This is a genomic window from Ferruginibacter albus (assembly GCF_020042285.1).
Lineage (GTDB): Bacteria > Bacteroidota > Bacteroidia > Chitinophagales > Chitinophagaceae > Ferruginibacter > Ferruginibacter albus.
On the sequence record NZ_CP083388.1, the window covers coordinates 2,553,984 to 2,574,171 of the forward strand.

Annotated in this window: 15 protein-coding genes; 4 read left to right on the forward strand and 11 right to left on the reverse strand. The window is 36.3% G+C overall.

Annotation, left to right across the window (positions count from 1 at the left end; all coding sequences use genetic code 11):
- Positions 1 to 69: 69 nt before the first annotated feature.
- Positions 70 to 2,736, forward strand: a complete 2,667-nt coding sequence (locus K9M53_RS11190) for an AsmA-like C-terminal region-containing protein (protein ID WP_224014884.1) — start codon at positions 70 to 72, stop codon at positions 2,734 to 2,736.
- Positions 2,737 to 2,831: 95 nt separating this feature from the next.
- On the opposite strand, the gene K9M53_RS11195 is transcribed toward K9M53_RS11190, so the two are convergent.
- Positions 2,832 to 5,528, reverse strand: coding sequence for a 4-alpha-glucanotransferase (locus K9M53_RS11195; protein WP_224014886.1), 2,697 nt, complete (start codon positions 5,526 to 5,528; stop codon positions 2,832 to 2,834).
- Between the two features lie 71 nt (positions 5,529 to 5,599).
- On the opposite strand from K9M53_RS11195, the gene K9M53_RS11200 reads away from it, so the two are divergent.
- Positions 5,600 to 5,758 (forward strand): hypothetical protein, encoded by a 159-nt coding sequence (locus tag K9M53_RS11200; RefSeq protein ID WP_224014889.1) that lies wholly within the window; start codon positions 5,600 to 5,602, stop codon positions 5,756 to 5,758.
- A 287-nt stretch (positions 5,759 to 6,045) separates the two neighbouring features.
- Here K9M53_RS11200 and tpiA read toward each other — a convergent pair whose 3' ends face one another.
- The 7 genes from tpiA to K9M53_RS11235 form a co-directional block, all read right to left on the reverse strand.
- The gene (tpiA, locus tag K9M53_RS11205; protein ID WP_224014891.1) at positions 6,046 to 6,807 is read right to left on the reverse strand and encodes a triose-phosphate isomerase; all 762 of its coding nucleotides are present in this window, start codon (positions 6,805 to 6,807) and stop codon (positions 6,046 to 6,048) included.
- Positions 6,804 to 7,760 (reverse strand): putative sugar nucleotidyl transferase, encoded by a 957-nt coding sequence (locus tag K9M53_RS11210; RefSeq protein WP_224014894.1) that lies wholly within the window; start codon positions 7,758 to 7,760, stop codon positions 6,804 to 6,806. The genes tpiA and K9M53_RS11210 overlap by 4 nt, the downstream gene beginning before the upstream one ends.
- Positions 7,761 to 8,211: 451 nt before the next feature.
- Positions 8,212 to 8,463, reverse strand: a complete 252-nt coding sequence (locus K9M53_RS11215; RefSeq protein WP_224014896.1) for a type B 50S ribosomal protein L31 — start codon at positions 8,461 to 8,463, stop codon at positions 8,212 to 8,214.
- Positions 8,464 to 8,559: 96 nt separating this feature from the next.
- Positions 8,560 to 9,051, reverse strand: coding sequence for a YajQ family cyclic di-GMP-binding protein (locus K9M53_RS11220; protein ID WP_224014898.1), 492 nt, complete (start codon positions 9,049 to 9,051; stop codon positions 8,560 to 8,562).
- A gap of 103 nt (positions 9,052 to 9,154) precedes the next feature.
- Positions 9,155 to 11,635 carry an outer membrane beta-barrel family protein gene (locus K9M53_RS11225; RefSeq protein WP_224014900.1) on the reverse strand — a complete coding sequence of 827 codons (2,481 nt, stop codon included), beginning with the start codon at positions 11,633 to 11,635 and terminating at the stop codon, positions 9,155 to 9,157.
- Positions 11,636 to 11,764: 129 nt separating this feature from the next.
- Complete coding sequence (locus tag K9M53_RS11230; RefSeq protein WP_224014902.1) at positions 11,765 to 13,102, reverse strand: prolipoprotein diacylglyceryl transferase; 1,338 nt, start codon at positions 13,100 to 13,102, stop codon at positions 11,765 to 11,767.
- 164 nt (positions 13,103 to 13,266) lie between these two features.
- Positions 13,267 to 13,683, reverse strand: coding sequence for a BrxA/BrxB family bacilliredoxin (locus K9M53_RS11235; protein WP_224014904.1), 417 nt, complete (start codon positions 13,681 to 13,683; stop codon positions 13,267 to 13,269).
- Positions 13,684 to 14,208: 525 nt separating this feature from the next.
- Between K9M53_RS11235 and K9M53_RS11240 the strand changes: the two genes are divergently transcribed.
- A complete protein-coding gene (locus K9M53_RS11240) occupies positions 14,209 to 14,640 on the forward strand; it encodes an Hsp20/alpha crystallin family protein (RefSeq protein ID WP_224014906.1) in 432 nt (143 codons plus the stop codon).
- A gap of 130 nt (positions 14,641 to 14,770) precedes the next feature.
- On the opposite strand, the gene K9M53_RS11245 is transcribed toward K9M53_RS11240, so the two are convergent.
- The 3 genes from K9M53_RS11245 to rpmI form a co-directional block, all read right to left on the reverse strand.
- Positions 14,771 to 16,165, reverse strand: a complete 1,395-nt coding sequence (locus K9M53_RS11245) for a type III PLP-dependent enzyme domain-containing protein (RefSeq protein WP_224014908.1) — start codon at positions 16,163 to 16,165, stop codon at positions 14,771 to 14,773.
- A 117-nt stretch (positions 16,166 to 16,282) separates the two neighbouring features.
- Positions 16,283 to 16,627 carry a 50S ribosomal protein L20 gene (rplT, locus tag K9M53_RS11250; protein WP_224014910.1) on the reverse strand — a complete coding sequence of 115 codons (345 nt, stop codon included), beginning with the start codon at positions 16,625 to 16,627 and terminating at the stop codon, positions 16,283 to 16,285.
- Positions 16,628 to 16,669: 42 nt separating this feature from the next.
- Positions 16,670 to 16,930, reverse strand: coding sequence for a 50S ribosomal protein L35 (gene rpmI, locus K9M53_RS11255; protein WP_449265789.1), 261 nt, complete (start codon positions 16,928 to 16,930; stop codon positions 16,670 to 16,672).
- 444 nt (positions 16,931 to 17,374) lie between these two features.
- Between rpmI and K9M53_RS11260 the strand changes: the two genes are divergently transcribed.
- Positions 17,375 to 19,393 carry a M13 family metallopeptidase gene (locus tag K9M53_RS11260; protein ID WP_224014912.1) on the forward strand — a complete coding sequence of 673 codons (2,019 nt, stop codon included), beginning with the start codon at positions 17,375 to 17,377 and terminating at the stop codon, positions 19,391 to 19,393.
- Positions 19,394 to 20,188 lie beyond the last annotated feature (795 nt).

The following is a 20,188-nucleotide window of genomic DNA, read 5'->3' on the forward strand; positions in this document are numbered from 1 at the left end:
TTACTGACGCAACCTGTAATCCTCGTGTTGTGTCTTTGATATGATTTCGTATCACATAAATTAATTATTATGGCAAAGAAAATATTCAAATGGGTCGGTATTGTTCTATTGGTATTGATCGGTACTGCATTTGCAGCTCCTTTCCTGTTTAAAGGAAAAATTATTGAGATCGTTAAAAAACAGATCAACGAAAACGTAAATGCAAAAGTTGATTTTAAAGATGTGGACATTTCGTTTTTCAGGCATTTCCCAAAAGTGGCTGTTGGCTTGGATGAATTAAGTGTTGTGGGCAATGATGTATTTGCAAAAGACACTTTATTTGCTGCTCAACGAATTGATGCTGCTTTAAATATCATGAGCGTTATCAGCGGAAAAGACATGACCATTTATTCCATTGATGTTGAATCTCCAAGAGTACATGCCATTGTTGATAAGAGCGGCGCAGTTAATTGGGATATTTCTAAGAAAGATACCACAAAAACGACAGACACGTCCAACTCAAAGCCTTTTAAAATGGCGTTACAACATTATGCTATCAAAAATGCTTACATCAGTTATGTGGATTCAGAATCAAATATGAGTACTGAAATTTTTGGATTGAATCATGAAGGCAAAGGAGATTTTACTTCCGATCTTTTTACACTACAAACAACCACCACTGCAGATGTCGTAAATTATTCTTATCATGGAATACCGTTTGTTTCCAATGCAAAAGCTACTGCAGATGCGGATATACAAGTGGATAACAAAACAAATACTTATTCCTTCAAGACAGATAAGATTTCGTTCAACGATTTAAATCTTAGCAGTGAAGGATATGTAAAATCTTTGACTGATACAGGTTATGCAATGGACATAAAATTTAAAACGCCTACTACTTCTTTTAAACAATTATTATCCTTAATTCCATCTATTTATAAAAATGATTTTGATAAAATAAAAACAGATGGCTCTGCTGTTTTTGATGGATATGTAAAAGGCACTTACAGCGCAACAAGCTTACCGGGATATTTTGTAGATATGCAGGTAAACAATGGATTTTTTCAATATCCTGATCTGCCGATGCCTGTGAAAAACATTACTGTAAAAGCACAATTAAGCAATCCTGACGGACAAACAGATAATACCGTTGTGGATATTCAACAAGGGCATATTGAAATGGCAAATGATCCGTTTGATTTTCGATTATTACTGAAAAAGCCCATCAGCAATATGTTTGTAGATGCTGCAGCAAAAGGCAAGCTCGATCTATCAAAAGTAACTCAGTTTGTAAAATTGGAACAAGGCACAAAATTGAGCGGCTTGATCAATGCGGATGTAAATGTAAAAGGAAACGTGAATGATATTGAACAACAGCATTACGACAAGTTTAGCGCCGGAGGATCTGTTAACATCAATAATCTGTTTTATGCTTCAAAAGATTATCCGCAAGGTGTAAGGGTTAATAACCTGCAAAGCAGCTTTACTCCTGCTAAGGTTGATATTGCCAACTTAAGTATGCAATTTTTAAAATCGAATATTACGGGTAGCGGACAGATCAACAACCTGTTACCATACATGCTCAAAAGCAAACCATTAAATGCTGCGTTATCTGTAAGCGCTGACTATATTAATTTAAATGACTGGATGGGATTGGCTGCTGATACCAGTTCTGCTAAAACTGCTACTACTCCTGTTACGGTATTCCCCGTACCGGGAAACCTGGATATCTTGTTAGATGCAAAAGCAGGTAAAGTTCATTATGACAACCTGGATATTCAAAACTTGTCAGGCAATGTAAAGATCAAAGATGAAACGGTAAGTATCAACAATGTAAAAGGCGATGCATTGGATGGAACAATTGGCATCACAGGTTCTTATTCAACCAAAGAAAGTAAAACAAAACCTGCTATTTCTTTCAGCTATAATGTTACAGATGTTGATATTCAGAAAACGTTTTATGCATTTAATACAGTGCAAAAGCTAATGCCGATAGGAAAATTTTTGGCAGGTAAATTCAATTCACAGCTTGCGATCAATGGAAGCTTAGGTGATAATATGATGCCTGATCTGTCTTCCTTAACAGGTAACGGCAACGTATTATTGTTACAAGGTGTACTAAGCAAGTTTGCCCCACTGGATAAAATTGCAAGCACACTAAATGTTCCATCGCTGCAACAGGTTTCTTTAAAAGATATTAAAACGTATTTTGAATTTGCCAATGGTAAAATATTAGTAAAGCCTTTTACTGTTAAAATTGGCGATGTAAGCATGGATATCGGCGGAACACAAGGTATTGACCAGTCTTTGGATTATATTATCAATATGAAGCTGCCACGTACATTATTAGGTACGCAGGGAAATCAATTGATCAATAATTTAACAAGCCAATTGAATAACAAAGGAGTTCCCGTCAGTGTAGGCGAAACCGTTAATCTTGCATTAAACTTAGGGGGCTTTATGAATGCTCCTTCAGTAAAAACCAATTTAAAACAAGGTGCAGAAAGCATGGCGGATCAGCTAAAGCAACAAGCTACTGATTTTGCAAAGGCAAAAGTGGACAGTGTAAAAACATCTGTAAAGAACGCAGTGAAAGATACTGTTGCTTCTATAAAAAACCAGGCAATTAATTCAGCAAAAGATGAACTGGCTAAAAAAGTATTGGGAAAATCTGATACTACTAATACTTCCAAACCAACAGATATAAAAGAATCGGCAAAAGGTTTATTGAATAATATTTTTAAGAAGAAGAATTAAATCGGGCTAATCTCATAGATATAAAAAGGTTATAGCAAATGCTATAACCTTTTTTATAATTAAATATCTTATTCAATGGACCCACTGATTAAGAGTCAATTGCCTCTTCCACTTGCTGCTACCAACCCTTTCAACTCCTCATTAAAATCCTTTTGCTGTAACAAATCTTCTAAAGTAAGATGCATGCGATATCTCCAGTAATGCTCTGGATTTGCCGGATTATTAATTCTTTCATCATTCGGGTTTTCTCTTCTCAGCTTTTCACTGATACCCAAAAAATCCTGCAGCTGAAATACGCACCACATAGCAGGAGAATATAAATGTTGCTGTAATATTTCTTTACAAATAGAGGCATCGCAGAATTGAGGTGCTTTGCCATAATGCCCTAAAATATTATTATAGAATAATTGCGTGGTGTTCTTGTCTTCTTCCCACCAGCCACGTACCGTACTCATATCATGCGTAGCAGGAGTAACCAGGCTCATATACGGAGCATTGTTTGGATGGAAGAATTGTGTCTTTGGGTCTTTGGGCATACGCTGAATTTCCAGGCTTAATAATCCCAATCGTTTCATTACATCCGGAACGCAATTTGGAACCATTCCCAAATCCTCGCCAAACACCAGCATATCTGTATTGCGCTTTAATGCCGGCAGCTTTTGCATCGCTTCCTTCATCCACAAATTATCCTGGCGATAATAGAAATAATCAACGTATAATTTTTTCAATTCTTCTTTTGAATGCCAATCCAGTTGTTGAAATGAGGTCACACTGTCCATATTGATACGGAAGTGAAACTGCTGCATATCAGAGCCTTCTTCTTCTATTAAAATGATATTGCTGATCACATCAAACAAACCATATTTAATAAAATGATGAAACTCATCTTTTGGTTGGTCACAGAAATATCTCTCTACTTTACGTTGTGTATTAAAATGAGGTTTTAATTTATAAGAACCTCCGTTTCTATCCAGGAAATGTTCCCGTACATAATTGGCATGTACATTAAATATTTTGTCCAACGTAAAATCATCAATAAAAGGTTCGCAGTAACGGCTTGGGCTAAACGAAATCCCTCTTCCATACAATTCATCTACATGCACCGGGATAGCCGGAACAAAACGTCCTAAAATTCCTTCCACAGCATCTAAAGGAATTGCCCAAATACGAAAGAAACCGAGAATATGATCAATACGAAATGCATCAAAATAATTTCCCATCTGCTCAAAACGCTGGCGCCACCAGGCATAATCATCCTGTTGCATTTTTTTCCAGTTATAGGTAGGAAACCCCCAGTTCTGTCCTTTAATAGCAAAATCATCCGGTGGAGCACCTGCTTGCTTATCCATAGAATACAAGTCAGGATTAACCCACGCATCAGCGCTTTTGCGGGCAATGCCAATCGGCAGATCTCCTTTTACGATAATGCCATTTCTATGTGCATAAGCCGTAGCTTCTTTCAGCTGCAAATTCAAATGATATTGTGTGAAATAATGCAGCGCAATTTCATCGTAATGCGGTTGCGAAATATCTACTAATTTCTCTATCGCATCTTCATCGTATTTAGCATGTGCTTGCCATAAAGAGACATCCGCTGTTCCGTATTTATCACGCAGGTAACAAAAAGCTGCATATGGCACTAACCAATAACGATTCAGATCAAAGAATTGAAAATAGTTTTTATCGTTCTTAAAATCGTCTTTATGTAATTGGTATAATTCTTTAATGATCTCCAGCTTGATCTTCAGCACTGCTTCATAATCCACTACCGGCAAGGCATTCAGCTCTTCTTGCTTTTTCTTTAACGCTGTTAATGAAGGCAGATTTTCCTCACCTGCTACTTTTTTTAAATTAAGATATAAAGGATGTAATGCAAATGCAGAAATAGCAGCATACGGATAAGAATCTTTCCATGTATGCGTTGCCGTTGTGTCGTTAATTGGTAAGAGCTGGATCATCTTTAATCCGCAAGTCTTTGCCCAATCCACCAATAATTTTATATCTGTAAATTCTCCTGTACCAAAACTGTTCCTTGAACGTAAGCTAAACACCGGAACTGCCGTGCCGGCTCCTTTCCAAACATCCAGCGGCATCCGTACAAACCCATCATGAACCACCGTCAATCGGTTTTTACTGATATGATCTGTTAGCGAACGATTGTTGCCAGTTTCATACCGGACAAACTTTTTATCTTTTACATTATAAACTCCGTACTTATAGGTTACCGGAAAACTTTGTCCTGAAAAATCAATAGTCGTTTTCCACCAGTTTCCATCTTGAGATAATAAAACAGGCGTTTTTGTATCCCAATCACACAAAGGCTCATTGCCGCCTACCATGCAAACCACTTCATCTTTTTGCAAAACAGCCGCCTTTACTTTAAACTCATGCGTATATTTTTTAGCCTGCTTTTGTTTTTCCGGTTGCGATTGAAAAAACACATTGGCAAAAGGCTTTGAATAAAAAACATTGTCGACAGCACCGGCATCATTCCATGTATCGTACAAAACAATTTCATTTGCTTTGTATGCATTAATATCAATCACCCGATCACTCTCCCACTCTATTATTTGATTACCGTTATCTTCCCTGAAAATATATTTGTACCGAAACTCCCCTTCCTGCATATCCTTTTCGCTCAGTTCAATTCTTGCATGCCAGAAATTATGGTTTAGATAATTCATCGGCACAGCTTTTACAATATTTTCATTTCCCAAGGCATTGCTGTTGCCCAAAACAAAGAGGGACTCGCCCAATTTGGTATAAAAACGGATATGAAAATGTATTATCATTTGATTTCTCGAATTAAAATTTCAACAATAAAAATTATTTGTTTTGCCCTATTTTTGCGAAAACTTTTACAATGGCAGAAACAACTAAAAAATCAACCGGTTTATATTGGGTTTTATTTTTTCTTTCAATTGCAGCTTTTTTTATTACTTACCATTTTGGCGGTGGCTATTGTTCAATGATACTCCCTTTCAACTGCACTTTCTTTGCTAAAGCAATGGATTTAATGTAATTTTTTGTAGTCTGCGTTTGTACTGCTATTAAGCACCGTTGTGTCATCTTGATTCCAATTATCGGAATTCCCTTGTGCGGCATATCATTATTCAACTTAGCAAGCGAGCAGTTATCGTTTTAATAATCGTTGCAAGCTACAATTTTATTGTGTATTTTTTACACATTTAAAATAAAATATACCATTTCTTTCCCTTTTGTTATAAACTACAAGCCTCAAGCTGCAAGAAAAGAGCCTTAAAATGTATCTCTTCTCCCTTGCAGCTTGAGGCTCGCAATTTTTTAAGCTTATTTAAGACTGTTGATAATAACTGTAAACTCAGCAGGGATCAGCGATGCGCCGCCTACCAAGCCGCCATCAACATCCGGCTGACCGAAAATCTCTTTTGCATTAGCCGCTTTTACACTGCCCCCGTATAAAATGGAAATAGTGTCTGCCACACCGTTACCGTATTTGGCAGCCAATACTTTACGTATGTGAGCATGCATTTCCTGCGCTTGTTCACTGGTAGCAGTTTTGCCGGTGCCAATTGCCCAAATAGGCTCATAAGCAATTACAAAACCGGTAATTTGTTCTGTAGTTAAATGAAACAAGCTTTCTTTTAATTGCTCTTCTACAAAACTGTTTTGCGTACCTGCTTCACGAATAGATAATGATTCGCCGCAGCAAAAGATCGGCTTCAATCCATATTCAAAACATATATCTACTTTTTGAGCCAGTTGAACATTGCTTTCATTAAAATATTCTCTGCGTTCACTATGTCCTAATATCACGTAAGGAATAGCAATACTTTTCAGCATTTCTACACTTGTTTCGCCGGTATAAGCACCTGATTTTTTATCAGAGCAATTTTGTGCGGCTACAGATACATTTGCTTTGCCCGCAATCTTTGCATTAATGGCAGTTAAATATGGAAATGGGGTTCCAAAAACTACCTGGCGATTTTCGTTTAAAGAATAAGATGTTTTAAATAATTCATCGATCAGTTGCTCTCCCTGTTGAAGGGTCAAATTCATTTTCCAGTTAGCTGCTGCTATTTGTTTTCTCATTTTGGTTGTTTATATATTTTTTCTAATAAAACTTTTTCTTCTTCCGTGATGCGCTTGCCTTTTAATTTCTTCCAATTGTCAATATCATTCATCGCTTTGGGCAATTCATAACGTTCATTGCCCCAGGTAAAATCAGGAATAAATTTTGGTGGAAAGCCTTCGTTGAAAATATTACAGCAAACACCAACAACGGTGCCTGTGTTAAAGGAAGTATTAATAGCTGCACGACTGTAATCTCCCATTATCAATCCACATTTTAAACCGACAGATTCGTACGCCTGTATGGCGTGATTCCACAGCTTAACATCGCCTGCTGTATTTTTTATATTGGAGTTGGACGTTCCTGCTCCCAGGTTGCACCACTCTCCTAATACGCTATCGCCTAAATAACCGTCGTGCGCCTTATTACTATAGCCGAAGATAATGGAATTTTTTATTTCGCCGCCTGCCATGCTATGAGGACCAATAGTTGTGGATGCATAAATTTTAGTCCCCATTTTTACAATGGCATTTTCGCCGATTGAAACAGGTCCACGCAACACCGAACCTTCCATCACTTCTGCATTCTTACCAATATAAACCGGACCATTAGATGCATTAATGATACAATGCTCCATCTTCACTGCCTCTTCTAAAAACACATTTTCCGGTGCAATTATTTTGTTGGTTGATGAAACTGGTTGAGAGGTTCTGTTCTTTGTCAATAATGCAAAATCCTGGCAGATAGCCCAATCATTCAAATGAATGATATCTGTTAGTTTTTCTATTGTTTTTGTTTCATTGGATGTAATGCCGGGAAGACGTAAAGATGTTATTTCTTCATTGGCATTTAATAGTTGCCATTTTTCTTTAATGGTTAATATACCTATGCGAATATCCTCTGCCTTTCTTGTTTGAGTGAAAGGATAGAAATTATCGGAGATTTCCTTTGAAATGGAGAAACTAAGCGACATGGCGGCAAAGATAAATATTGTTACTTGTAGGAAGACGTATAATGAAATAAAGTTGAGCAATGGCACAGCTTGATGAATACACCCTTTATCTTTTTATACCTACTTATTTTATAGGTTGACCTACTAAATCAGTACCACGACCTACTAAATTAGTAAGTGAACCTACTAAAATTGTAGGATGACCTACTCGTTAAGTAGCATTACCTACTTATTTGGTAGGTCAACTTACTGAAATGGTAGGTTCACCTACTAACTTAGTAAGTGAACCTATCGGAACTATAGGACGACCTACTCTATTAGTAGCATGAGCTACTTATTTAGTAGGTGCACTTATTGAAATAGTGAAAAGAGTTATTGATCCAGCAAATGAATCTTAATCTATAACCGATCATGCTATAAAAAACAAAGCCCTTCGCAATGCGAAGGGCTTAAATATTGTATAAGAAAGCAATTAGCTTTTCTTTCCGTAACGTTTTTTGAATTTGTCGATACGTCCTGCAGTATCCACCAACACATTCTTACCGGTATAGAACGGGTGAGATGTGTTTGAAATTTCCAGTTTAATTACAGGGTATTCTTTACCATCTTCAAAAGTTACTGTTTCTTTAGAAGGAGCAGTAGAACGGCTCAAAAACTGGTAACCGTTACTCATATCTTTAAACACTACAAAACGGTAGCTTGATGGATGCAAATCTTTTTTCATGTTTTCTATTTTTGTGCATGGATTTTGCCATGCGATTTTTTAAGAGGTGCAAAGGTAAGGGTAAAATGTCAATTTTCAATTGAAAACGGTATTTACTTAGCTTTTCATATTGATCGTCTGCAGGGCAATGCCTAGTCCCCAGCTTTTTGATGCCTGAATCACATCCTGCAAATCATCGATTTTTTTGGCTGTTACCCGTACAATATCGTCCATAATGGCTGCCTGTACCTTTAAGCCGCTGTCTTTTATATGCTTTACTATTTTCTTGGCATCTTCCTGCTTGATACCGTTGCGAACGATCACTTCTTTTTTAACTACTTTGCCGCTTTGAAACGGCTCTTTGCTTAGATCATAGATCTCTGCCGCCAATCCTTGCTTCATACTCCTGCTGATCATTACATCGGTGATCTGATTCAGCTTCATTTCACTGTCAGCTTCCAGATTTACTTTATAATCTTTTTTATTAAGATCGATCACCACATGCGAATCTTTAAAATCGAAACGATTGGTAATTTCTTTTTTTACGGTGTTGATGGCGTTATCCAATGTTTGCAGATCAACTTTACTTGAAAAATCGAAAGAAGGCATGGTTTAATTAATAATTGATAATTAAAAATCAGTAATTCAACTGCAAAAGTAAAAAACGCAATTCATAAGAACTGCGTTTTTATTTTTATTGGTTCCATGGGAATTAATCCACTTTTTTAACCCTGTTCTGCTCCTCATCAGCACCACCGGTTTTACGTTTTTGAACACCTTTTATCGGTTTACCAAAACGATATACAAAACCTAATGTTACCGATTGAAAATCGCCATATTGCCTGAATGTTGCATCCGTATTATGGAAATTAATACCGCCATGTTCAACATACAACTTAAAAGGATCTTTTAAATTAAGCTTTATACTGGCTTTATCCTTTAATAATTTTTTCTGCACTCCCATATCTATTTGACCTAAAGGATCTACTATAACCTGTGCGTCAATTCCTCTTGTTCTGTAAAAGCCTGATAATTCTGCGCTCCAACCTTTGCCAAAAGTGAACTGGTTATTTACATTGATCAAAAAAGTACCGGCACTTACATTCAAATAATCTCCGTCCACCGTTCCTTTAAAATTCACAAAATCTCCTTCAGTATATAAAATGCTTGTCCACCATTTGGTAACCGGTATTTGAGCTGTTACAGAAAGCGATGCCTGGTCTGAACTGGCATAATTCCCCTGGCTTATCACACTTGAAAATTCATTCAACGTGCCCGGACGAAACACCTGCGTGAAAATATCGCTGGTATGCGAATAATTCAGTGTGGTAGTTAAAAACTGTTTGTAGGTATGTGACACCTCTACTACATTAGCATAAGAAGGACGTAAAAACGGATTACCGATTGCATAGGTGTATTTATCCAGGAAGAATAAGAAAGGGTTCAGATCTTCATAATTAGGACGGTTGATACGGCGACCTATTGAAAAGGTGAACTGGTTCTTTTCGCTGGCATTATAGCCTGCATATAATGTAGGGAAAACATCTACATAACTTTTTTGAAAGCTGCTATCCAATTCAGGATGTTGGGCATTGCCAAACTGGTGCCCGTTATAATTGGTATTCTCCATCCGAAGCCCTGCCTGGAAACTCCATTTTTTGATCTCTTTACTGAAGTTAATATAAGCCGCATTGATGTTCTCTTTATAAGTAAAACGGTTCGTTTTATCGTAATCTATCTCTTTTTGATCATTGATGATATTAAAATAAGAGGCATTGTTATCTGTTTCTACGTAACTGGATTTTACCCCCGCTTCTAATTTTAAACCGCTTTTAAAAGGGTGTGTATAGTCTGCTTTAGCAGAATAAATATTGATGTTAGATGGTAATTCGCCGGTGATCATGTCTGTATCTTTCGGTGTCCAGTCGGGTAAATAAGTGTAATTATTAAAATACTGGCTACGGTTTGAATGGTAATTCAAATAATCAATATCAGCCGTTAATTCAGTACCGGTTGAGTCAAACTGGTGACGAAAATTAAGATTCACTGCACCGTTCTTCCATTTCATATCTTCATTGCTTTCCGCTACTACAATTGAATCGGTGATTCCTGTACTTCCTTTCAGGTAATTGGTATTGATGGTAGGTGTTTGCTCCGGGGTAGTATAACCTGTCAGTACAATACCGAACGTGGTATTTTTAGATGCATAATAGTCCAATCCAACTTTCGCATTATAGTTCTGGTTCTTATGTTTTATGTAAGATGTCTGTTCAAAAATAGCGCTGGTGCTTCCATCAGGATTTTTGAAATGTCTTGTTATATATAAATCCTGGCTGGTAGTGCGGGCATTGGCACTAATGGTGGTAAACAAGTTGAATTTGTTTTTACGATAATTCAACAGCAAACTATTATTGGTTCTGGAATAAATACCCTGACCATAAGCTAAATTCAGGCTGCCGTTAAAACCGGCTGCTTTGGTCTTCTTTGTTTTTAAATTGATGATACCTGAATTACCGGCTGCATCATATTTGGCAGAGGGATTGGTCATTAATTCTATTTGATCAAGATTGGAAGAAGGCATGCTTTTTAAAAAGTTCGCTAGGTCCTGACCGCTCATATAAGAAGGCTTCCCATCGATCATTACAATTACCCCTTGCTTTCCCTTAAGGCTGATGTTACCGTCTTTGTCAACTGTAACACCCGGGCTTTTTTCCAGTACCTCCAAAACCGTAGAGCCGGTATTTGTAACCGAGGCATCTACATTTATAATAGTCCGGTCAGCTTTTCTTTCGATCAATGGCTTTTTTGAATTTACCACCACTTCCTTTAGGTCTTTATTAAGAGGGAGAAGTTGTAAAACACCTACATCTGAAATTGGATTTTCATTAGAAATAGTAATAATATTACTGTAAGCAATATTATGCCCGATGGAAGTTGCTTTAACAAAGTAGCTTCCTTCCTGTACATTTTCGAAAACAAAATTGCCGGCACTATCGGCTACCACAATTTTTATTAAAGAAGAATCTTTTTTTATTAAAGAAGAATCTTTGCTTTTAAGAAGAGAAACAGATGCAGCGTTGATTACTTTTTGATCGCCACCGTCTCTAATAATACCACTTATCTTTCCGGATGTCTGTGCTAAGCTTGTTAAGCCAAAACTCATAACAGTTAGCAGTTGTAATAAATATTTCATGTTCGTTGTTTGAATAGTATGACACAAAATTAAGTACTATGCAATGCAAAGAACATTAGTTTACATAAACGGTAAAATAGAAAGGATAAATGGTGAGGGGTATTTAACTAATTGAAAAACAGGCAAATATTAATCTAGTTGAGGGGTTTTATTTTTTATTTTTAAGTAGATAAACATTATTATACCAATGATAATCAATGAAAAAGAAATTATTTCTGCTTGACTTACGTGAAATCCAAATTTTTGATAATGATAGTTTACTCTTATTTTTTCTACAACAAATCTCTCTAATCCATTTACAATGAGATAAATAGAAAATAAAATACCAGGCGTACTTATACTTTTCCGAATTGCCCAAAGAAACAGAAACAGTAATACACAGGCAATTGTTTCATAAAAAGGCGTGGGGAATACAGGAGTCGGAAGCACCCTGCAATGCTCTTCTTCACAACCGTAGATCTTAATTCCGTCCTTGTTTACATTATTAGGATAATTATAGGCAACCATCCAAACAGGCAAAAAAGAAGGCGCCTTAAAAGAACGATGAGGCACTTTATCTAAGTTCTCGTAAACACGATCGGTAACCCTTACAGGAATAGCAGCACCGGAATCCAATACACTTCCATTTAAAAAGTAAGTATTGTATTTAACTAATTGATTTTTAAATTCATTTTGCGTAGAAGGAACAGACTTATACGTAACCGGATCGGTGACATAAGCACTGTTGTAAATACCCCAGTCGCCATCACCGGCAACCTGGCAACCGATGCGACCAATACCATAAGCTAATATCAAGGCAGGTGCAACAGCATCCATTAAATGAATAAGCGTAATTCCGTTTTTACGGGCATACCATATTATAGCAATCGCAGCTACTATTAATCCGCCATAAAAGGTAAGTCCGGCTGGCGAGAAAATTATGCCGATAGGATCTTTTACAAATTCATCCCAGTTTTCCAATCCGTCAAACAACTTTGCTCCTAATATTCCGAATATTAATCCTAGAACAATAATATCCCCTATCCTGTCGTGTGGCCAAATACGAACAGTACGCTGTTGAGGCTCTTTTAATTTCTGCTTGTTCTTTTCATTCCATTTTAGAAAAGCCAAGACACCTCCAAGTGCCAGTCCGGCTAACAAATTCCCCTCTCTTGAAAAAATATATTCCTGCGCATTTACATCCTCTGGCTTATTAAAAAACAAGCCCACTATCTTATAGGCAAATAAAAATCCGCCAATAAAATTTAAGAATAAGTCCATTATAGAAGCTGGCTTTCCAACTATAATCGATTCTTCCTTAGGCAATAACAAGCCTTGTTTCTCTTTTCTCTTTAGCTCAGAAGACAACACAAAAGCAGCAGCCATAAAAGCAATTGCCACCATTAAGCCGAAAGTATTTAAAAAGCTAAGTCCTTTCCAGTTTACGCCAAACCAGTCTTTAAATACGTAGTATAAATTGGGATACATTCTTAATTAGTAGATTGAAAATGGAGGTTAGAAATTATTTGTGCTGCAAGTTATCGTAATTTTTCACGCAAAGAAGCAAAGAAAGAAAAGTCACAAAGGGTAACAAAGAAATAAAAAATCCCGAAACTATAAAGCTTCGGGACGGTACTATAAACCCAATATTATTAATTACAATATTCGTCAAAAGCAGCCACCAGGTTTTGTGCGATCATGTGGGCGCTTCTTCCTTCAATATTGTGACGTTCGATAAAATGAACCAATTTACCATCTTTAAACAAGGCTATTGCAGGAGATGATGGAGGATAAGGCAATAAATGCTCTCTTAATTTTTGAACAGCCGCCATATCAAAACCAGCAAAGCTGGTAGTTAAATGATCCGGCTTTTTAGCGCCATTACGAATTGCTAAAACAGCTCCCGGACGAGCAGTACCTGCGCTACAACCGCAAACGGAGTTAATAACAACCAAGGTAGTGCCTTTTTCTGCAAGCGCTTTATCTACATCGGCAGGAGTTAATAATTCTGAAAAACCATTTTCAGTTAACTCTTCTTTCATCGGAATCACTATTTCTGCTGGATACATATTGCTTTAAAATTTTTTAGACTGCAAATTTATAATCTTATCCATAACAAACATAGAAATAAGAGAATTGTTCAAAAAGATGACAAAAAGCAAACTTACAAGAGCATGTTTATTAACCTGGTAAGCAATTACCTACACTCATAACAAGCTTTACCTAATTCTCTATTAACCGAACCTATCTTTTAATTAAGTACTGCTTAATTCCCAAATAGGTAATACCTAGCAATTTTAATAGGTATGACCTAATGATTTTATAGCTACTACTTAATATTTCAATAGGATATACCTAATAAATAATTAGGTATATCCTATTTTTTTATTAGCTAAGCCCTAATAATTTAAGAAGTAGTACCTAACAATTCAATAGCAAAAACGACATTTTTACCGATTTTAAGCTCATAAAAAGACTTTTTGTCTTAAAAAATTGACAAACACAGACAATTCGTTTCACTTTTTACAGATGGAATAGCATTTGTTCCATCTACTACGTAAACAAAAATTCTAAAATTTAAAAGTATAATAGCTATGACACTCGTGAAAGTAAACAACCCGCTTAGCAGAACATTTGATGGTTTTGTAAATGATTTCTTTAATGACTTACCCGGCAGACAATTACATAATGGACATTTTGGTTTCCCCCCGGTGAACATTACTGAAAAAGAAAACGCTTATAATTTGGAAGTAGCAGCACCAGGTTGGCAAAAAGAAAACTTTAATGTGAAACTGGATGGTAATTTGTTAACCATCAGCGCAGAAAAGAAAGAAGAAACTAAAGATGAAACTGCTAAAGTGATTCGTAAAGAATTTAAAAGCAAATCGTTCAAACGCAGCTTTACTGTTGATGAAAACATTAATGCTGAAAACATAAGCGCTAAATATGAAAACGGTGTTTTACAGGTAGAGCTTCCTAAAAAAGAAGTAGTAAAACCAAGCGCTAAAGAAATTTCAATTCAATAAGCAAGCAGTTTTTAAGTTTAAGCATACAGTTAGTTTTGGGAAAAATGAAGCCCCGCTTTTTTAAGCGGGGCTTAGTATTTGTATAATTTTAAATGTTCAATATTCAATTCTCAACATTCAATGTTCAATTTTAATATCCCAATATCTTCAACATGCTCTGTGCTGTTTGTTCTTTTGCATACACCCAATCTACCAATTTGCCGTTTTTATCATGCCCAACAATTATGTGCTTGGGCGATGGTATCAAACAGTGTTTAATTCCACCATATCCACTGATCTGGTCCTGGTAAGCACCGGTATGGAAGAATCCTAACACTAAAGGTTCACCATTTGTCAGCTTAGGAAGAAACACTTCATTGATATGTTCTTCAGAATCGTAGTAATCATGACTATCACAGGTAATACCGCCTAACGTTACCCGCTGGTATTCTTCATTCCATTTATTAATAGGAAGCAGTAAGAATTTTTCACCAATACCCCAGGTATCAGGCAATGTAGTAATGAAAGAAGAATCGATCATGTACCAAATCTCACGGTCGTTTTGCATCTTCTGCCCTATCACGCTGTAAATATGCGCCATGCTTTCTCCAACCGTATAGCTACCAAATTCGGTAAAGATGTGCGGCATTGGAACATTACTTTTCTTGCACGCTACTTTAATGTTGCGTACAATCTCATTGATCATGAATTGATAATTATAATCAAATCCCAATGAATGCTTAATAGGGAAACCGCCACCGATATTAATAGAATCCAATTCAGGACAGATCTTTTTCAGCTGGCAATAAAGGTTGATCACTTTATTCAATTCACTCCAATAATAAATATCATCCTTGATACCTTTATTTAAAAAGATGTGCAACATCTTTAATTGAAACCGATCTTCATATCCTTCGATCTCATCTACATAAAATTCCAATACATCTTTTGCACGCATGCCTAACCGTGAGGTATAGAAAGGAAAGGTTGGCTCTTCTTCCGCTGCTACACGAATACCTAACTTGAAAGGAACTTTTACCGTTTTTTTATAATTACGTAATTCCTCTTTATTATCTAAAATGGGAATAACATTTTTAAAGCCTGTGTTCAACAACCGTGCAATGCGGCTGGTATAAGGCTTTTGCTTATAGCCATTACAAATGATGTACGTGTCTTTGCTTATTTTTTTCTTGGCGTATAGCTTATTGATGATTTCAATATCATAAGCGTAAGAAGTTTCTAAATGTATATTATGCTTTAAGGCTTCTTCTACTACAAAAGAAAAATGCGAGCTCTTTGTACAGTAACAATAATTATATTCTCCTTCGTACTTGTGCTTTTTAATTGCAGCTTCAAACATCTTCTTCGCCTTATTGATCTGCATTCCTATTTTAGGCAAATAGGTAAGCTTCATCGGAGTGCCGTATTTATCAATCAACGCTTTTAGGTCTAAGCCATTAAACTGCAGGTATTCGTTTTTAACTTTAAAGTCTTCTTGCGGAAAATTAAAGGTTTGATTTACCAGGTCAGTGTAAGTATTGTTCATTGACGTTAAAATGGGTTTTTTAATTCGGGTACAAATGTAGTTGAATGGAACATTCTAAAAACAAAACCGGATGTGATTTTTTCACATCCGGCTGATAGTATCTTTTACAGTAAATAATTATTTAACTGAATCAACTAATTTTTTGAATGTTTCTGGTTCATTCATAGCTAAGTCAGCTAACACTTTACGATTCAGATCGATCTTTTTAACTGCTAATTTGTGAATGAATTCGCTGTATGTAATACCTTCTGCTCTTACAGCAGCGTTGATACGTGCAATCCATAAAGCACGGTAGTCGCGTTTTTTAACTTTACGACCAACGTATGCATAAGTTTGTCCTTTTTCAAGAACGTTTTTAGCAACGGTATATACATTTTTACGTTTACCGTAAAATCCTTTAGCGGCTTTTAATATTCTTTTACGACGGGCTCTGCTGGCAACGGCGTTTACTGAACGTGGCATATCTTAATGTTTTTAAATTTTAATGAATAAAGTTTAACTGAATTATTTCAGTCTCAACAAACGTTTTACAAAATGTAAGTTAGGATCGCTAACCACACCATCTTTACGCATATTGCGTTTACGCTTGGTTGATTTTTTAGTAAGAATGTGACGTTTGAAAGCCTTTTGAAAGGTAATTTTACCGGTACCGGTAACTTTAAAGCGCTTTTTTGCGCTTGAGTTGGTTTTAACTTTTGGCATTATATAACTTGTTATAGTTACTCCCTGCTGGCGGATTTCACCGGAAATCGCTTTTTGAGCCATGTGGGAAATGTGTAAAAAGAGAACTTCTTTTCGGGCGGCAAAGGTAATGAGTTTAATTGATAATTAGTAATTAATACTGGAAAAATTTGGGGCTGTGAGCTTTAGGCGCTTATCAACAGCTGTTCGGTCTGTCCGCTGCAAGTCCGACACAGCCCAACGCACAGGTCTTCAGCGGGCTTTCCGCTTCCATCCCGCAGCCTGTCGACAGATATAATAAATCGGCTTTTTTAAATTAAGTCAGTCTTTTCCACGCTCAGACTGACAGGCATATTATTGTTAAAATAGGCGGAAATACAAAAATAGCTTTGCTACTACTTTTATTTTCAATGCTTATACTCTTGTCAGGCGAGCTTGAGTAAGCCATTATAATACTATTTAAACCGCTCAACCAATTCTTTTACTCCATAATTATTTACTCCATAAATTTGAAAAAACTACCATCTTATGCATAAAGTCTTACTAACACTTTTGCTTGTATCTCTTTTATCTACAGCAAGCTTTTCTCAAAGTACTAAACCAATTGATTTAAAAGACCTCAGCCCAACTATAAAACCAAGTGACAATTTTTTTGATTACGTAAACAAAAAGTGGATGGACAGCACCGCCATTCCGCCATCAAAATTATTCTGGGGCAGCTTTGCTGTTATTGATGAAGAAAAAACCAAAATTGTAAAAACCATATTACAGGATGCAGCCAAAAACAGCATGGTATCAAGAAATAATCAATTGCTGGGAGATTTTTATACAAGTGGTATGGATAGTGCAGGAATAGAAAAGTTAGGATTTACTCCAATTAAAAAAGATCTGGAGGAGATTGCTGCAACAAAAACGTTGGATGATATTATAAACCTTATTGCAACAGAACGTACTAAAGGCATTGCCAATCCGCTATTTGATTTTTCCATTGAAATAGACAATAAAGAAACCACACAATATGTCCCCTTTCTGCGCCAGGGCGGACTTACATTACCCGATAAAGATTATTATCTGAAATCAGACGAAAGAACGGTAGCCATCCGCAAAGCATACCTGTCTTATGTAATCGACATGTTTAAATTAATTGGCGATGATTCAACAACTGCAATCAACAAAGCCAACGCCATTCTTGAATTAGAAACAAAACTGGCAACACATCATTTCAGTAAAGTAGAATTAAGAGACCCTCATAAAATTTACAATAAATTTTATGAGGGTGATCTCAGCAAAACAACTCCTCATCTTGATTGGAAAATATTGTTTGCTAAAATGCTGATAACAGCTAAACAGGATAGTTTGGTGGTAAACAATCCCGGGTTCTTTCAATTTGCAGACAGTGTGTTAGCAGTAACTCCTGTCAGCACATTACAAACTTATCTTCAATGGAATATTATTAAAAACGCAGCACCTTATTTAAGCGCTGATTTTGTAAATCGTCGTTTTATTTTTAATAAAGCAGTAACCGGGCAAAAAGAGTTATCGCCCCGCTGGCAACGCACCAGTAATTTAGTAGATGGCAGCTTAGGCGATATTATAGGCCAGGTATATGTTACCAATTATTTTAAGCCCGAAGCAAAACAGCGCATGATAGCTTTGGTAAATAACTTACAGGAAACATTTGCAGAAAGGATACAACAGTTAGACTGGATGAGCGATGCTACAAAACAAAAAGCATTGGCAAAGCTGGAAGCAATGGGTAAAAAAATAGCCTATCCGGATAAATGGAAGACATATGATGGTGTTGTCATTAATAAATTTGATCTTTTAGGAAACGTGCGCCGTTGCAGCGAATGGAATTATCAATACCGTGCAAAAAAATTAGGAACAAAGGTTGATAAAACCGAATGGGGAACCACGCCGCAAACCGTAAATGCTTTTTATGCTCCGTCATCAAACGACATTATTTTTCCGGCAATTATTTTACAACCTCCTTTCTTCAATTTCACGGCAGATGATGCTGTTAACTATGGGGCAATCGGCAGTGTGATCGGACATGAAATGACGCACGGCTTTGATGATGAAGGAAGACAATTTGATCTGAACGGGAACTTAAACGATTGGTGGACGGAAGAAGATGCTACAAAATTTAAATCGTATGCTGATAAAGTAGCGGATGAATACGATGCGTTTACAGTAATGGACAGCTTGCATGTAAATGGCAAACTGACCTTAGGCGAAAATATTGCCGATCTTGGCGGTTTGAATATTGCCTATGCAGCTTTTAAAAAAACACCACAGGGAAAATCAACACAAAAAATTGATGGTTTAACCCCCGACCAACGTTTCTTTATGGGCTTTGCACAAGTATGGAGAATAAAAGTTGTACAGCAAATGATGGCGCAATTAATTGTTATCGATCCGCACTCTCCTTCTAAGTATAGAGTAAACGGCGTTGTAAATAATTTGGATGCATTTTACAAAGCATTCGATGTTAAACCGGGCGATAAAATGTATAAGCCGGAAAAGGAAAGAATAAAGATCTGGTAATAATTTTTCCAAATAAAAAAGAGAGAAGCCACGCTTCTCTCTTAAAGTGTTTTTGACTTTCAGAACCTTGTTTTCATTTGGGCTCAGGACTTCAGTCAAATCTTTTCTTGTAATAACATGTGTTTTTCAATCATTGGTTTAGCAAGGCCAAATACTTTAAGAGGCATCTTACTTCATAGGTTACGTTTATCCTACTCACGGGCACGGACTAAAAACCGGTTTTTTCAAAATTGGATTTTCAAAATTTTTCATTGGTCTGGATTCAATTTCAATGGATACGTTTTCAATTGCTTTCGGATTTGGTTTTTTCAACGGATACCGGCTAAAAACGGGCTTTCTAATTTGGATCGTCCTGGTTTTTCATAAGAACATGGATCCTGGATCTTGAATTTTAAGTTTTTAGTTTTCATCGGTTTGGATTGGGCTTTCAGTTTGAACATTGGTTTTTGGTTTTTCAATATTGGATCTTTAAAGTGAAATAGCCGATTACAGTTTTTTTAGGTACGTTTTAAAAAGGTTCTTTACGGATGTTGGATTTTGATCATGGATTTTAAAGTTCTAAACATCGTAACCGGCTATTTCAACTTTCATTTGGACTGTAGTTCATGTGTTGTTCTTATCATCAATATTGTAACACAAAGATAGAGTGAGGGAAAAGCCTTTTTTGTAGTAAACGACATTGATATTTGTCTTATTTAAACTACACGCTCTTGATCTACATCAAGACGATTTTTATGTAGGATTAATTCTATAAATAAAAAAAGAGAAGCAGTTTGCTTCTCTTTCAATTGAATA

Excerpts from the sequence above, each read along its gene's own strand:
- K9M53_RS11200 (WP_224014889.1), top strand. The coding sequence starts at position 5,600 with ATGGCAGAAACAACTAAAAAATCAACCGGTTTATATTGGGTTTTATTT.
- K9M53_RS11235 (WP_224014904.1), bottom strand. The coding sequence starts at position 13,683 with ATGTATCCAGCAGAAATAGTGATTCCGATGAAAGAAGAGTTAACTGAA.
- K9M53_RS11215 (WP_224014896.1), bottom strand. The coding sequence starts at position 8,463 with ATGAAAAAAGATTTGCATCCATCAAGCTACCGTTTTGTAGTGTTTAAA.
- tpiA (WP_224014891.1), bottom strand. The coding sequence starts at position 6,807 with ATGAGAAAACAAATAGCAGCAGCTAACTGGAAAATGAATTTGACCCTT.
- K9M53_RS11230 (WP_224014902.1), bottom strand. The coding sequence starts at position 13,102 with ATGTATCCCAATTTATACTACGTATTTAAAGACTGGTTTGGCGTAAAC.
- K9M53_RS11245 (WP_224014908.1), bottom strand. The coding sequence starts at position 16,165 with ATGAACAATACTTACACTGACCTGGTAAATCAAACCTTTAATTTTCCG.
- rpmI (WP_449265789.1), bottom strand. The coding sequence starts at position 16,930 with ATGGCTCAAAAAGCGATTTCCGGTGAAATCCGCCAGCAGGGAGTAACT.
- K9M53_RS11240 (WP_224014906.1), top strand. The coding sequence starts at position 14,209 with ATGACACTCGTGAAAGTAAACAACCCGCTTAGCAGAACATTTGATGGT.
- K9M53_RS11225 (WP_224014900.1), bottom strand. The coding sequence starts at position 11,635 with ATGAAATATTTATTACAACTGCTAACTGTTATGAGTTTTGGCTTAACA.
- K9M53_RS11210 (WP_224014894.1), bottom strand. The coding sequence starts at position 7,760 with ATGTCGCTTAGTTTCTCCATTTCAAAGGAAATCTCCGATAATTTCTAT.
- K9M53_RS11195 (WP_224014886.1), bottom strand. The coding sequence starts at position 5,528 with ATGATAATACATTTTCATATCCGTTTTTATACCAAATTGGGCGAGTCC.
- rplT (WP_224014910.1), bottom strand. The coding sequence starts at position 16,627 with ATGCCACGTTCAGTAAACGCCGTTGCCAGCAGAGCCCGTCGTAAAAGA.
- K9M53_RS11260 (WP_224014912.1), top strand. The coding sequence starts at position 17,375 with ATGCATAAAGTCTTACTAACACTTTTGCTTGTATCTCTTTTATCTACA.
- K9M53_RS11190 (WP_224014884.1), top strand. The coding sequence starts at position 70 with ATGGCAAAGAAAATATTCAAATGGGTCGGTATTGTTCTATTGGTATTG.
- K9M53_RS11220 (WP_224014898.1), bottom strand. The coding sequence starts at position 9,051 with ATGCCTTCTTTCGATTTTTCAAGTAAAGTTGATCTGCAAACATTGGAT.